The organism is Rhabdothermincola sp. (assembly GCF_036846205.1).
Lineage (GTDB): Bacteria > Actinomycetota > Acidimicrobiia > Acidimicrobiales > Acidimicrobilacustridaceae > Rhabdothermincola.
On sequence record NZ_DAIUCK010000089.1, the window covers coordinates 1 to 13,688 of the forward strand.

Below are 13,688 nucleotides of genomic sequence, written 5' to 3' on the forward strand. Positions count from 1 at the left end.
GGGAGGGGGTGCGCGGCTCCCGGGGCGGTGTCGGGGTGTGGCTCAGACGTCCGCGACTTGCGCGGTGGCGATGCGCCACGGCGCCAGCTCGAAGGAGCCTTCGAAGGGCTCGAGCGGTCGGCCGCGCAGGTCGACCAACCAACCCCGTCGGCCGGGGAGGTGCACGACGGTCGGCTCCGGCGAGGGGTTGAACACCCGGACCACCAACTGACCGCGCTCGCGCCGCACGGCCGACACCTCGGCTCCGCCGACCTCCAGCTCGGTGCCGACAGCCGGGCGGTCACCCTCACCGGGCGATGACGTCACCCGTAGCGGGAGGAACGCGTCGTCGACCAGCCCGAACGCAGCCGTGGGGTCATCACCCGCCGCCAGCGCGAACCGCAACGTGTGCGATCCGATCATCTGGGAGCCCTCGGTGTGGATGAACGGCCCCGCCGGCAGGGGCCGGTAGGCCATCGGCGCGTTGGACAGCAGGCCGGTGCAACGCAAGAGGGTGAGGGCCAGGGCATGGGCTGCGCCATCGCGCAGGTCGACCAGCTCGTACTCGAGCAGCCCCTCGTGCACCACCGTCAGCCCGCCCGCGCAGACGAACCGGCGCGAGGGATAGGTCGGCAGGGGCAGCTCGTGCGGTCCACCCTCGGCCTCCAGTCCCCGGGACACCACCGCGAACGCGCACTCCGCGTGGGACTCGCGGGCCGGAGCGGGCAGCGGGAACCAGGCCCGGAGCCGGTGGTCACGGCACGGGTTGTGGAACTCGACGGCCACCCGCACCAGCGGGCTGCCCGCCTGCAGCTCGATCGTCGTCGTGGTCGTCACCTCGACGGAACCCGCACGGGCTCCGGCGATCACCCGCTCGGGCCAGGAGTAGGTGCGCTCGATCGCCACCCGGGCCCGGAGCGGGCCACGCTCGACCACCCGAACCGACACCGATTCCGGGGTGTCCACCACGGAGTCGGTCGCGGGCGGGGAGTAGTTGTAGGTGTCACCCGCGTCGCCGTCGTCGACGAGCCGGGCCATGCCCGCCACCCCGTCGAGGGAGAACGTGCCGGTGGCAGGGTCGACCTCCACGGTCACCAGACCGTTGGCGATCACCGGCGCGCCAGCGCCTTCGACGGTCACCGGGGCCACCCGATCCGCGCCGGGCTCGATGACCTTCCAGCCGAAGCCCGGGACATCGGCCGCCCACGCGAGCACCCGCTGCGAAGGTGGGGTGACCAGCGCGATCCGGGCCGGGCCCTCGGGCAGATCGGCCGCGGCCTCGCTCACGAGGCTCTTCGCCGGGCCGGCGTAGCGCTCGCCGCTGCCGTCGCTGGAGCAGATCAGCCGCACGTCGAGCACCCCGGTCTCCTCGACGTCGATCTCGACGTCGCGCAACTCGTGCATGCCGTCGACCGCCGCGTGCACCAGGGTGACCACGTCGGTCCGGGTCAGCCCGTCAGTGCCGGCCACGCCATCGTTCACCGAGAGCACCTGCGTCCCGTCGATCGGCTCGGTGCCGGCCAGTACCAGCTCGACCACCCCGCTACGGGTGCGGGCCGAGCAGTTGACGGCCAGCGGCCCGGGCACACCGATCGAGCTGGCCAGTGCGGCCACGGCCCGCTCCGCCAGCCCCTCACCGATCTGGCGGGCCTCCGCGTAGCGGTGCCGGACCGCGGCGTTCACCTCGTCGATGGAGCACGCACAGCTCGAGTCGTGGGCCGCGTTGCGGATCATCTCCAGCCAGGCCAGCTCGAGCGCGCGCTGCGGCCAGCGGTCGGCCGGCAGGTACAGCGCGCTCAGTGGCTCGGCCACCCGCTCCAACACCCGCTCGGCCACCGCGGCGGCCTGCTTGACATCGACCCGGTTCGAGGCGACCCCCATGAGCAGGTTGGCCCGCGCCCCCGAGCGCAGCTCCCCGCGCCAGCTGGGCAGCCCCTCGGTCGCCGCCCGCTCCAGGTAGTCCGCGAGGGTGGTGACCCGGAACCGGTAGCCGTCCTGGAGCTGGTTGGCTTCGGCCAGCACCCGGCTCAGGTATGCCTTCGGTCGCAGGTGGTCGGTGCCGTTCATCCACAGGATCGGCCCCTCGAGGAGGAAGCTCGCATGGTCGCGCTCAAAGCGCTCCACCATGCCGACCAGCTCCTTGGCGTCGTCGGGCAGGGCGGCGCCGTTGCCGTAGCCCTCCAGCAGGTACTCGGCCCGCACGGTGGAGCCGTCGGGTGCCGACCACCAGAACGCGGCGCGATCGACGGCCGAGGGCACGCCGCGCCACACGACCGCATGGGCCAGCCCGAACTGGCGGAGGATCTGTGGCATCTGGGCCACGTGCCCGAACATGTCAGGCAGGTACCCGACCTCCATCGCCCCGCCGAAGGCCGCCGCCCGCTCCCAGCCCAGTTGGAGGTCGCGGACCATCGTCTCGCCGGACACGAGGAACTCGTCCATGAGGACGTACCACGGGCCCACCCCCAGGCGCCCGCTGGCCGCCAGACCCCGGAGCCGCTCGGTGTGCTCGGGGCGGACCTCCAGGTAGTCGTCGACCACGGCCATCTGCCCGTCGAGCATGAAGTGCGCAAACCCCGGGTCGCGCTCGAGGAGCGGGAGCAGCTCGTCGACCAGGTCGACGAGCTTCAACCGGAAGGACTGGTACGCCTCGTACCATTCCCGGTCCCAGTGGGTGTGGGGCACGACGGCCACCTCGCGAGTCATGCGGGGAGCCTACGCTCGGCAACCATGCGGATCGCTTTCGGGACCGACGAGCGCACCCCGCTCACCGACGCGGTGCAGCGCCGGCTGCGGGAGGCGGGCCACGAGGTGGTGGTGGTCGGCGAGGGCGACCCCTGGCCCGAGGTCGGCCGCCGGGTCGGCGAGGCGGTCGCGGGTGGTCGTGCCGACCGGGGGGTCGTCTGCTGCTGGACGGGCACCGGCGTGTCGATCGCCGCGAACAAGGTCCCCGGGGTGCGGGCGGCGCTGTGCACCGACGCCGAGACGGCCCGGGGGGCACGCCGGTGGAACGACGCCAACGTGCTCGCCCTCGGGCTGCGGCTCACCTCGGAGGAGGTGGCAGGCGAGATGCTCGACGCCTTCCTCACCACCGAGGTGGACGACGACGAGCGCGCCGCCATCGTCCGGCTCGAACAGCCCGGACCGGGTAGGTTGTGAGGCGATGCCGACGTTCGTGATGCTCTCCGTCCTCGGTCCCGACGGCTCCGCCACGTTGCGCACCAACCCGCGCCGCATCAAGGAGGTCAATGCCGAGGTCGAGGCCATGGGGGCGAAGGTCAAGGACCAGTACGCGCTGTTGGGCCAGTGGGACTTCATCACCATCATCGAGGCGCCCAACGAGGGCGTCATGGCCCGCATCGCCACCACGCTCGCTGCTCGGGGCACCCTCAAGACCCGCACGCTGACCGCCATCCCGGTCGACGAGTTCATCGCCCTGCTCGGTGAAGGGGTGGGCGACGCCCCGCCTCAGTAGAGCACGGGGCCTACCGGCCCGTCAGTACCACCACATGCTCCGGCGGCGTTCGCGGCGAACGTCGGCGTCCGCGAACGGCAGTGGCAGCTCCATCCCATCGGACAGCCGTCGCAGCCGGTACCCGCCCGGGGTGTGCCCGATCACCTCGAATCCCCGAGCCCAGCGACCGTCGAGACGGTTGCGGACCTCGACTCGTGTACCAGGCGCCAACGACTCCGCCGTGCCCTCCGGTTGCTCGCTGCGAACGTGATCGTCGGGTTCCACGGCTGGCCTCATTCTCCCGCTGGGATCCCTCCGCGTCCACCATGTGGTCGGGAGCTCGGTGGGGTCGGTCCGGGGTCGCGCCAGCACCGTGTCATCGGTCACGTACAGTACGGGTCACGGTCCGCCGACCAGGGGGTAGAGGCAATGTCGAGGGGGAACGATTCCAGTCGCCGGGCGTCGAGGGTGCTCGGCCTCGCCATCACCACCACGCTGCTGGTGCTCGCAGCGGCATGCGGCGGTGGCGGCGGTGGCAGCGGCCAGACCGCCGGGACCTCGGACACACTGGCGCCGGACGTGACTGTGGCGCCGAGTGGCGAGGTGAAGACCGGCGGCAAGCTGGTGTACGGCGTCGAGGCCGAAACCTCCGGGTTCGATCCCACCACCGACCGGTGGGCGATCTCGGGCAACCTGATCGCCTTCGCCATCTTCGATCCGCTGGCGGCCTACGACGCGGAGGGCAACCTGCGGCCCTACCTGGCTGAATCGTTCACGCCGAACGACGACTTCACCCGATGGACCATCAAGGTCCGCCCGAACATCACGTTCCACAACGGCACGCCGCTGAACGGGGCCGCGGTCGCGGGGGCGCTGAACGCCATCCGTGAGTCGGTCCTAGCTGGCGGCGCGCTGCGCAACGTGACCAACGTGGAGGTGCCCTCGAGCGACCCCATGTCGGTGGTGGTCACCATGCGCAACCCGTGGGCGTCGTTCCCAGCGGTGTTGGTGGGGCAGGCCGGGGTGGTGCCGGCGCCGGAGCAGCTCAACGCCACCGGTGAAGCCAAGTCGCGGCAGCCGATCGGCACCGGCCCGTTCGTGTTCAAGCAGTGGATCCCCGACAGCCGGTTCGTGGCGTCTCGGAACGAGAACTACTGGATGCGTGACAGCGAGGGCCGGCAGCTGCCGTACCTGAGCGAAGTGGAGTTCCGGCCGATCTCCGACGTGCAGACCCGGGTCAGTGCCCTCCAGACCGGGGACGTGAGCATGATCCACACCACCGATCCGCTGACCATCGCGGACCTGAAGCGCCAAGCGGAGGCGGGTCAGATCCAAGCGGTGGAGGACCGGGGTGAGAACGAAGAGACGTTCATCATGTTCAACACCAGCAAGCCCCCGTTCGACAACGTGCTGGCCCGGCGCGCCGTGGCGTACGCGATCGACTACGACACGTACCGGAGCACGTTCCAGATCCCACCCAGCCTGGCTGCCGACAGCGCGTTCGGGAAGAACTCGCCGTATCACATCGACGCCGGCTTCCCGACCTACGACCCGGAGCGGGCACGCCAGCTCGTGGCAGAGTACGAAGCCCAGACCGGCCAGAAGTTGAGCTTCACGCTGGGTACGACCCCGGTCCCGGTGAACCAGCAGGCGGCCACCCTGCTCGCCGGCTTCTGTGAGGCGGTCGGTATGCAGGTCTCGGTGCAGGCGATCGAGCAGGGCAAGTACATCAGCGACGCGGTCACCGGGAACTACCAGGCGAACCTCTGGCGCCAGTTCGGCTCACCGGATCCCGACGGGGACTACCTCTGGTGGCACGAGTCCAACGTCACCGACCCGATCTCGCTCAACATCGCCCGGTTCAAGAACCGTGAACTGAGCGAGGCGCTGGACAAGGCGCGGGCCTCCAACGACCCCGAGGTCCGCAAGGAGCAGTACGCCATCGTCCAGCGGGTCTGGGCTGATCAGGTGCCCTACGTCTGGATGAACACCACGACCTGGCTGATCGCGGCGGAGAACGACGTGCGGAACCTGGGCAACGTCGCCCTGCCGAACGAGCAAGGGGTGGCGGACATCCCATCCATGCCGTTCCAGTCGGGCTCCAGCCGCCTCACCATGACCTGGCTCGATCGCTAGGGCTCCGGCCGATCAGGCTCACTCAGGAGCCCGCGGGGGCCCTGCCCTTCGTGCAAGGGCCGGGGTAGGGTCCCCCGCCGTGGCCGCCAGCTCCGCGCCGCCGCTCCGCAAGGCGCTCAAGCGACATGCGCCCAGCCTCGCCGTGGAGCGGGAGCTGTGGGCCGCCGGGAACGACCTCGTGGCCGGTCTCGACGAGGTGGGTCGTGGCGCCTGGGCAGGCCCGCTGGTGATCGGTGCGGTCGTGGTGCCCCGGGACCGGCGGGTCTACAAGATCCGCGACTCCAAGCTGCTGACCGAGCGCGAGCGCGAAGCGCTCTTCGATCGCATCACGAGCTGGGCAGTGGCCTGGGCGGTCGGGGTGGCGTCACAGCAGGAGTGCGACCAGCTGGGGATGTCGGCGGCGCAGCGGCTGGCGGCGCGCCGGGCGCTCGATGGTCTCGGGGTGGTGCCCGACCAGATCCTGCTGGACGGTAAGTGGGATTTCGTCGGCGGACCGAACACCCACCGGATCGTGAAGGGGGACGCCACCTGCCTCTCGATCGCCGCCGCGTCCATCGTCGCCAAGGTGTGGCGGGACCGGCTGATGCGCTCGTTGGCGGCCAGCTTCCCGGGGTACGACTTCGATTCCAACAAGGGCTACCCCTGCCCGCGGCACCGGATGGCCCTCGCCGGGATGGGCCCCACCTCCATCCACCGCCGGAGCTGGGCGTTCATGGATTCCCTGCCCTGGACCGGCGTGGCGCGGACCAGGCCGAGCGAGGACCAGCCGCAGCTTCCGCTCTTCGGTGGAGCCGACTGACCCCCAGCGGCTAGCCGGCGGTCTGGGTGCCGACGAGGAGGTCCTTGAAGGGTGTCTTGGCGTCGATGCCCGGGTCCTTCGGCAGGCCGAGCACCCGCTCACCGATGATGTTCTTCATCACCTCGTCGGTGCCCCCGGCCACCTTCATGCCCGGGACGCCGAGCAGCAGCTGGGACCAGGCGTAGGTTCCCCACTCGCCGGTGTTCGCCTGGATCCGCGGGCCGAGCACGTTCGCTACGAAGTTGGCGGTCCGCCAGAGGTTGTTGGTGAGCGACAGCTTGGCGATGGACATCTCGGGACCGGGCATCTGTCCGGCCTTGATCTTCGCCATCGCCCGCTGGTTGGTGTACTTGGCCACCTGGAAGTGGATGTAGACGTCCATGAGCTGCTGGCGGACCAGCGGATCGTCGGCCACCTCGAAGTGGCGGACGAGCTCGGCCAGCCGGGTGAGGCTGGCCATCCCCATGCCACCGGCGCCACCGGCACCGATCGACGCCCGCTCGTTCATCAGCGTGGTCAGCGCCACCGTCCAGCCCTGGTTGACGTCACCGAGGCGGTGGCTGTCGGGCACCCGCACCTCGGTGAAGAACACCTCGTTGAAGTTCGCGCCACCGGTCATCTGCCGCAGCGGGCGGATCTCCACCCCCGGGGCCTTCATGTCGACCACGAACCCGGTGAGTCCCTTGTGCTTGGGAAGGTCCGGGTCGGTGCGGCAGATGATCTCGCCGATGTCGCTGTAGTGCGCGCCGGAGGTCCACACCTTCTGGCCGGTGATCACCCACTCGTCGCCGTCGCGCACCGCTTTGGTCTGCAGGCTGGCGAGATCCGAGCCGGCACCGGGCTCGCTGAAGAGCTGGCAGCCGACGATGTCACCTCGGTAGAGCTTGGGCAGGTACTCGGCTCTCACCTCGGGGATGGCGTGAGCGAGGATCGTGGGGGCCACCATGCCGAGGCCGATGCCGAAGAACCCCTGCTCGGGCACCCGGTAGCGCGCCTCGAGTGACTGGTAGAGCTGCTCGTAGGAGCGTGGCAGCTCCCGACCGCCGTATTCGGCCGGGCCGCTGATCCACCCCAGGCCCGCGTCGTACCGCTTGGCCCGCCACTCCTTGGCCTTGGCCAGCGCAGCCCGCTCCTTCTCCCGGTCGACCTCCTCGAAGAGGGCGACGTCGTCGCTGCCCTCACCCCAGACGAACTGCTTCTGCTCTTCCTTCAGCTCGGCGTTGGCGTCGAGGAACGCCAGGCACTCCTCGCGGAACTCGTCGAGGGTCGGGATGTCGGCCATCGGTGGGGTCCTTCCGGTACGACGATCAGAAACTTGACTGTGCGGTCAAGATAGCACCGTCAGCGGACCCGAGCCCCGCCGGCCTCCCAGGTGGCGGCCTCGGCATAGGTCAGCCACCGCCCCTGCTCGAAGTCGTAGAGCTTGCAGCGGCGGGTGTTGGCCATGAAGTCGCGGAAGCGCAGCTTCTCGTCGTGCACGACCTCGGGGTAGGCGGCTTTGATGGCGTCGGCGGCCAGCTCGAGGTGGTACATGGGGATGCGCATGTCGACGTGATGCGGCACGTGCACCATGATCCAGTGGAGGAAGAAGTTGGCTCCCTTCGGCACCCGAAGGATGGTGGTGCCCTCCACCTGCCCCTTGAACTTCGTCCACTCCCTCCGGGGCCACCAGCGGATGCCGGGCTGGACATGGTGGACGTGCACGAACGAGCCGATGACGTAGTTGAAAACCAGGAACGGCACGACTAGGACCTTCAGGACCATCCAGGCCGCACCGAGCGCCGTGCCGCTCTGCGTCCAGCCCAGCCAGGCCAGGGCCACCGATGCGGTGACCACGAACGCCGCCACGATGAGACGGTCACGGCGGATGGCTCGCCGCCAGCGGGCCGGTGGCGTGCCGACGATCATCTTGTTCCACCACACCTCGCGCAGGTAGTACGCGCCCGCACCGAGCCACGACCACTCGAACCGGTGGCGGAGCCGCTGCAGGCGCGACATGGCGGCGTACTGCGCCGGTGTGTACGGGTGCCACACGAAATCGAAGCCCTCGCGCACGGTGTAGGCGTGATGGATGCGGTTGTGCCCCAGCACCCAGCCCTCGTAGACGTGCCAGCTCGGCAGCATGGCCAGGTGCCCGATCCAGGAGTTCAGCCGGGCGCTCCTGAACAGCGAGCCGTGGGCGGCGTCGTGGGCCACGACGAACAGACCGGAGATGACCACCCCGGAGAGCACCCACAGGGCCGTGACCGCCAACGGGTGGTCGAGGGTGATCAGGCCCCACACCACCAGCCCGTACAGGACCAGGTCGCGGACGAAGTAGTGGAGGCCCTTCCACGTGGGGTTGTCGTAGGCCTCGGCGGGGATCTGCCGGATGACCGGCATGAGGGAACCGGGCTTGCCGTCGCCGGCCTCACCGGCAGAGGTGGGGGGAGCGTCCAGGAGCGTCATGGCCCGGCAGCCTACCGACCGGTCGGTAGACCGTCGAGGTCCCGGTCTCCGAGCTGTTCGGCGGTCGGCCCGCGGGCCGACGGGTATCAGGCCCGCGAGCGGGCGAGCAGCCGCTCGAGGTTCGACAGGTCGAAGCGGTCGGTGACGGTGCTCACCCCGAGGATGAGATGGGTGGCACCAGCCTCCAGGTACTCCTCCACCCGGTCGATCTCGCCGGGATCCATGAGCCCTACCGTGCGCTCGATCTCCCCGGGGTCGCGACCCACACGGCCGCACCAGTCGTCGAGCACTCGGTTCTTGCGCCCGTAGACGTCGGGAGGGCCGAAGCCGTTCCAGGCGTCGGCGTACTCCGCCACCAGCCGGAGGGTGACCTGCTCGCCCCCGCCGCCGATGAAGATCGGCAGCCGGCCGATCGGCTGCGGGTCGAGCTTGGCCATCCGGGCCTTGATCCGCTCCAGTCCGGTCTGCAGGTCGTGCAACCGGCGGGATGCGGTGCCGAACTCGTAGCCGTACTCGCGGTAGTCACGCTCGAACCAGCCGGCACCGATGCCCAGATAGGCCCGCCCACCACTCAGGTGATCGACCGTGCGGGCCATGTCGGCCAGCAGTTCGGGGTTGCGGTAGCTGTTACAGGTGACCATCACCCCGACCATGGCGTTGGAGGTCTCCACCGCCATCGCCGACAGGAGGGTCCACCCCTCGAAGTGCGCACCGTCGGGTGGGCCGTAGATGGGGAAGAAGTGGTCCCAGACCCACAAGGAGTCCACCCCCATCTGGTCGGCCGTCCGCCATGCGGCCCGCAGGGCGTCGACCGAGGTGTGTTGCGGGTGGAGTTGCAGACCGACCTTGAACCGTGTCATCCCCGACCCCTCCTCGATCTGTTCGAACCCCTCGAGCGCCTCGCCCGTCCCGGTCACCTCGACCACCCCGACCACGAGCCGGACGCCGGCGACGGCCGGTCAGCCCGGGGGGGTGTCGCTGGGAACCTCGGGGACGACCCCGTCGCGGTAGTAGAGGAACAGATCCTCGATCATCGGCTTGATCCCGTTGGGGGGCGAGCCATCGGCCAAGTGCACGGTGATGACGTTGGCGTTGACGTGCACGGCCGTGACCCCACCCCGCTCGAAGAGCATCCGGGCCAGCCGGTCGGCGGGCTTGTCCCCCTGGGCGTCGTCGATGGAGCGGTAGTACTCGTGGCCGGTACCGGTGATGGCCCGGTTGATCTCGTAGCGCACCACACCGGGGCGGGTCGACTGCTTCTCGATGACGGTGACTGGCTGTCCCATGGCGGCTGCGAGGCTACCCCGGGGTCACCTGCAGGGACCATCTCCGGCTCCCCGCAGCCCAAGCGGGGAGAGACAACCCGATCGAGATCACCGCCAAGGCGACGTGCACGGCCTTGAACCCGGCGGAGTGGTCGGCGAGGACGATGGCGAGCGCCCGGACCAGCCAGACCGACACCGTCCACCCGGCGAAGGCCCGCAGGACGAGAGCGCTCACCCGGTCCAGCGGCTCGCGGCGCGCCCGCCACACGATCCGAGCGGTCGCAGCGGCAAAGGCCAGGAACACGGTGGCCAGCACGATGGAGACACCCTTCGCCACCGCCGTCTCGGTGGTGCTCCCCCAGGCGTTGATGATCCGGTTGATCCACACGAACGCCGTCCAGGCGGCGAGGACGACCAGCCATCGGCGGGTGGAGGAAGGCACGCGATCCACGCTAGTGGGCACCAGGTCACTCCGGTCCATCGTCGGCGCTCGATGGGCTGTCCTGGTCTGCCGTGTCCGAATCCGCGGGGCACTTGCCAGAAGTCGAACGTATGTTCGACACTGACGGCATGGGTCACCGAGGGGCGGCAGCGCCGGATGTCGTGGTGACGAGGCCAGCTCGGCCCGACCTCGCCAGGTTGGCGAGCCTGGCCGACCGTGTCCGTCCGGTGGTCCTGGCCCGCGAACAGACCCTGCCGGTACTGCCGGCGTTGGCCAGGCTCCTGCCCGATGGTGCGTTGCCGCGTGGCGTCGTCGTCTCGGTGGGCGGTGAGGCGGCCACGACGCTCGCCCTGTCACTGGCCGCCGGCCCCTCGGCGGCCGGTTCCTGGGTGGCCGGTGTGGGGCTGCCTGCCCTGGGGCTCGCCGCCGCGGCCGAGGTCGGCATGGCGCTGGAGCGGTTGGTGCTGGTGGCAGAGCCGCCACGAGCCTCGTGGGGTTCGGTGATGGCCGCGCTCGTCGACGGGTTCGATGTCATCCTGTTGGGGTCTGCGAGCCGGGTGCGTGCCGCCGAGGCCCGCCGATTGACCGCCCGGTCGCGTGAGCGGGGCTCCGTGCTCGTGATCCTCGAGACCGGCCCGGAAGGTGCGCTCGAGACCGACCTGCGTCTCCGCTCCGGGTCGGTACGCTGGGAGGGGCTCGGCAGGGGTCACGGTCACCTTCGGGCTCGTCAGGTCACCGTGGAGGCGAGCGGGCGGCGCCGTGCGGCCCGTCCCCGGCGGCTGACGTTGTGGCTTCCCGGGCCGGATGGGGCGATCGCCGTCCTGGACCAGCCGACCGCGGCCCATGGGGCCGCTCCGTCCGCCCTTGCTGCAGCCGCTCCATCGTCCCTTTCTGCGACCGCTCCGCCGTCCCTTGCCCGGAGCGAGGCCGGCTGACCGCCGTGCCGGTACGGACGCTGGTCGTCTGGTGCCCTGACTGGCCGGTGATCGCTGCCGGCCTGGCTCCCACGGCCCCGGCCATCGTCCTGCACGCCAACCGGGTCGTGGCCTGCTCGCCGGCGGCGCGCCGTGACGGGGTGCGCCGGGGGCAGCGCCGCCGGGAGGCGCAAGGCCGATCGCCGGCCGTCCAGGTGGTCGAGCGCGACGACGCTCGCGATGCCCGCCGCTTCGAGCCGGTCGCGCAGGCCCTCGAGCGGTTCACCCCACGCTTGGAGGTGAGCCGTCCCGGCACCTGCGCGTTCGCCGTTCGTGGCCCGTCTCGCTACTTCGGTGGCGACGAATCGCTCGCGCGCCAGGTGCATGCCGCCGTACGGCGGCAACTCGAACCGGGCTGGGGCGCGTACGTGCGGGTCGGGGTGGCAGACAGTCCCTCCGCCGCCAGATGGGCGGCCCGGACCGCAGAGCCGATCACGGTCGTGCCGCCAGGGGAGAGCGCGGCCTTTCTCGCACCGTTGCCCATCGCCGCCCTGGAACGACCCGAGCTGGTCGACGTCCTCGAGCGCCTCGGTCTGCACACCCTCGGGCAGTTCGCGGCGCTGGACCCGGCGGACGTGGTGGCGCGCTTCGGGGCAGAGGGGCTCAGTGCCCATCGGCTGGCACGCGGGCTCGACGAGCTCCCACCGGCCAGTACTCCCCCGTCCCCTGACCTGGAGGTGGCGCACGAACTCGATCCACCGGCTGACCGGGTCGATACCGCGGCCTTCGTGGCCAAGACGCTCGCCGACGAGCTGCACACACGGCTGAGCGCGCTCGGGTTGGCCTGCACCCGGGTGCGCATCGTCGCCGAGACCGGCCACGGTGAACGACTCGAGCGGTGCTGGCGACACGAGGGCGCGCTCAGTGCCGGGGCGGTGGCCGACCGGGTCCGCTGGCAGCTCGACGGTTGGCTCAACGGGTCGGCCGCCACCCGCCCCACCGCTGGGATCACCCGATTGGTGCTGGTGCCAGACGGCGTGGTGGCCGCGACGGGTCGCCAACTCGGGTTCTGGGGCGGCGAGACCGCGGCGGCCGACCGCGTGACTCGGGCCGTGGCCCGGGTGCACGGGCTGCTCGGTCCCGGGGCGGCCAGCGTTCCCGAGTGGCGGGGAGGTCGAGGGCCGGGGGAACGTTACGGGTTGGTGTCCGCCGCGGGTGTCGACCTGGCAGCGCCCCGATCGGTGGTGCCGCCGGGGGCGGTGCGTGCGCCGTGGCCGGGTCGCATCCCCGCCCCGTCGCCAGCCATGGTGCCTGTCGATCCCATCCCCGCGGAGGTCCGGGATGCGGCGGGCCACCCGGTGGGGGTCAGCGCTCGTGGCCTGGCCACCGCCGAGCCCCACGACGTGAGGATCGGTGCCGGACCATGGCAGCCGGTGGAGGCCTGGGCCGGGCCGTGGCCTGCTGATGAGCGCTGGTGGGATCCCGAGACCCACCGCCGGCGGGCTCGGTGGCAGATCATCGCCGCTGGGCGAGCCGGCTTGTTCGCCGTGGAAGGTGGCCGATGGTGGGTGGAAGCGCTCTACGACTGATGGGAGTTGACCGCGTCGGCCGTGGTCGGTTGAGGCAGCTCTGTGTTGCGGCGATCACTTACCGATCACCTACCGGCCTCGGCTGCAGGCCTCCTTCGCCGCACGGATCTGCTGGCGCAGTTCCTCGCTCGGTGGGCCTTTGCGTTCGGGCTTGTGGTAGCCCACGCCCGGCGGCCAGGCGACCCCGTGCTCGGCCAGGCAATCTCGGAACCACCGATTGCCCGGCTCACCGGAGCGCTCGCCCGGATCATCATCACCGGCCTCGACAGGTGCGTCGGCGTCTGTCTCGAGCTGAGTGGTGGTCGTCGTGGTGGTCGACTCCTGTTCGGGCAGGCCGGTGGTCGTCGTGGTGGCTTCAGGTTCGACCAGGGTGGGGCCCGGCGTTGGGGTGCCCTCGTTCGCCTGGGCGAGAGCGATGCCGGCACCTGACGCGAGGATCAGCGCGCCAGCACCGAGAACGGCGGCGGTCCGTGCTCGCAGCGACATGGCAAGTCACCTTCCCGTCGGCTGCTGAAATCGAGAACTCCATGATACGTGAGCGCGCGGCCACGATGCGTGGTCGTGATGCTGGATGCACTTCGGGCTGGCTGACCGCGGACGGGTTGTTCGGTTGGTTCGGGCGAGCTGGCTGTGTCGGGGCTGATGGGTGATCGGTGTGGGGG

At 70.6% G+C, this 13,688-nt stretch carries 14 protein-coding genes; 6 read left to right on the top strand and 8 right to left on the bottom strand.

Translation table 11 applies throughout. From position 1 onward, the window contains the following. Positions 1 to 42 precede the first annotated feature (42 nt). Entirely contained in the window at positions 43 to 2,685 is a 2,643-nt protein-coding gene (locus tag V7004_RS12340) for a glycoside hydrolase family 38 C-terminal domain-containing protein (protein ID WP_334144312.1), read from the bottom strand. Positions 2,686 to 2,709: 24 nt separating this feature from the next. On the opposite strand from V7004_RS12340, the gene V7004_RS12345 reads away from it, so the two are divergent. Next, positions 2,710 to 3,138: an RpiB/LacA/LacB family sugar-phosphate isomerase gene (locus V7004_RS12345; RefSeq protein WP_334144313.1), complete on the top strand. Its 429-nt coding sequence runs from the start codon at positions 2,710 to 2,712 to the stop codon at positions 3,136 to 3,138. A gap of 4 nt (positions 3,139 to 3,142) precedes the next feature. Beyond that, positions 3,143 to 3,454 (top strand): GYD domain-containing protein, encoded by a 312-nt coding sequence (locus tag V7004_RS12350; protein WP_334144314.1) that lies wholly within the window; start codon positions 3,143 to 3,145, stop codon positions 3,452 to 3,454. A 21-nt stretch (positions 3,455 to 3,475) separates the two neighbouring features. Here the strand turns inward: V7004_RS12350 and V7004_RS12355 are convergent, their stop codons facing one another. Then, entirely contained in the window at positions 3,476 to 3,718 is a 243-nt protein-coding gene (locus tag V7004_RS12355) for a hypothetical protein (RefSeq protein WP_334144315.1), read from the bottom strand. 144 nt (positions 3,719 to 3,862) lie between these two features. Here V7004_RS12355 and V7004_RS12360 point away from each other — a divergent pair, with 144 nt between their 5' ends. Next, positions 3,863 to 5,569, top strand: coding sequence for an ABC transporter substrate-binding protein (locus V7004_RS12360; protein ID WP_334144316.1), 1,707 nt, complete (start codon positions 3,863 to 3,865; stop codon positions 5,567 to 5,569). Positions 5,570 to 5,648: 79 nt separating this feature from the next. Further along, complete coding sequence (locus V7004_RS12365; RefSeq protein ID WP_334144318.1) at positions 5,649 to 6,368, top strand: ribonuclease HII; 720 nt, start codon at positions 5,649 to 5,651, stop codon at positions 6,366 to 6,368. Between the two features lie 10 nt (positions 6,369 to 6,378). On the opposite strand, the gene V7004_RS12370 is transcribed toward V7004_RS12365, so the two are convergent. From V7004_RS12370 to V7004_RS12390, 5 genes are all read right to left on the bottom strand, one after another. Then, positions 6,379 to 7,650 (bottom strand): acyl-CoA dehydrogenase family protein, encoded by a 1,272-nt coding sequence (locus V7004_RS12370; protein WP_334144319.1) that lies wholly within the window; start codon positions 7,648 to 7,650, stop codon positions 6,379 to 6,381. A 59-nt stretch (positions 7,651 to 7,709) separates the two neighbouring features. Next, the gene (locus V7004_RS12375; RefSeq protein WP_334144321.1) at positions 7,710 to 8,816 is read right to left on the bottom strand and encodes a fatty acid desaturase; all 1,107 of its coding nucleotides are present in this window, start codon (positions 8,814 to 8,816) and stop codon (positions 7,710 to 7,712) included. Between the two features lie 86 nt (positions 8,817 to 8,902). Next, positions 8,903 to 9,676 (bottom strand): LLM class F420-dependent oxidoreductase, encoded by a 774-nt coding sequence (locus V7004_RS12380; protein WP_442968058.1) that lies wholly within the window; start codon positions 9,674 to 9,676, stop codon positions 8,903 to 8,905. 99 nt (positions 9,677 to 9,775) lie between these two features. Then, positions 9,776 to 10,102, bottom strand: a complete 327-nt coding sequence (locus V7004_RS12385; RefSeq protein ID WP_334144325.1) for a hypothetical protein — start codon at positions 10,100 to 10,102, stop codon at positions 9,776 to 9,778. Between the two features lie 13 nt (positions 10,103 to 10,115). After that, positions 10,116 to 10,523, bottom strand: coding sequence for a hypothetical protein (locus V7004_RS12390; RefSeq protein WP_334144327.1), 408 nt, complete (start codon positions 10,521 to 10,523; stop codon positions 10,116 to 10,118). A gap of 110 nt (positions 10,524 to 10,633) precedes the next feature. Between V7004_RS12390 and V7004_RS12395 the strand changes: the two genes are divergently transcribed. After that, the gene (locus tag V7004_RS12395) at positions 10,634 to 11,458 is read left to right on the top strand and encodes a hypothetical protein (protein ID WP_334144329.1); all 825 of its coding nucleotides are present in this window, start codon (positions 10,634 to 10,636) and stop codon (positions 11,456 to 11,458) included. Continuing rightward, positions 11,455 to 13,026: a Y-family DNA polymerase gene (locus V7004_RS12400; protein WP_442968059.1), complete on the top strand. Its 1,572-nt coding sequence runs from the start codon at positions 11,455 to 11,457 to the stop codon at positions 13,024 to 13,026. The genes V7004_RS12395 and V7004_RS12400 overlap by 4 nt, the downstream gene beginning before the upstream one ends. Positions 13,027 to 13,095: 69 nt before the next feature. Here V7004_RS12400 and V7004_RS12405 read toward each other — a convergent pair whose 3' ends face one another. Further along, a complete protein-coding gene (locus V7004_RS12405) occupies positions 13,096 to 13,512 on the bottom strand; it encodes a hypothetical protein (protein ID WP_334144334.1) in 417 nt (138 codons plus the stop codon). Between the last annotated feature and the right edge of the window lie 176 nt (positions 13,513 to 13,688).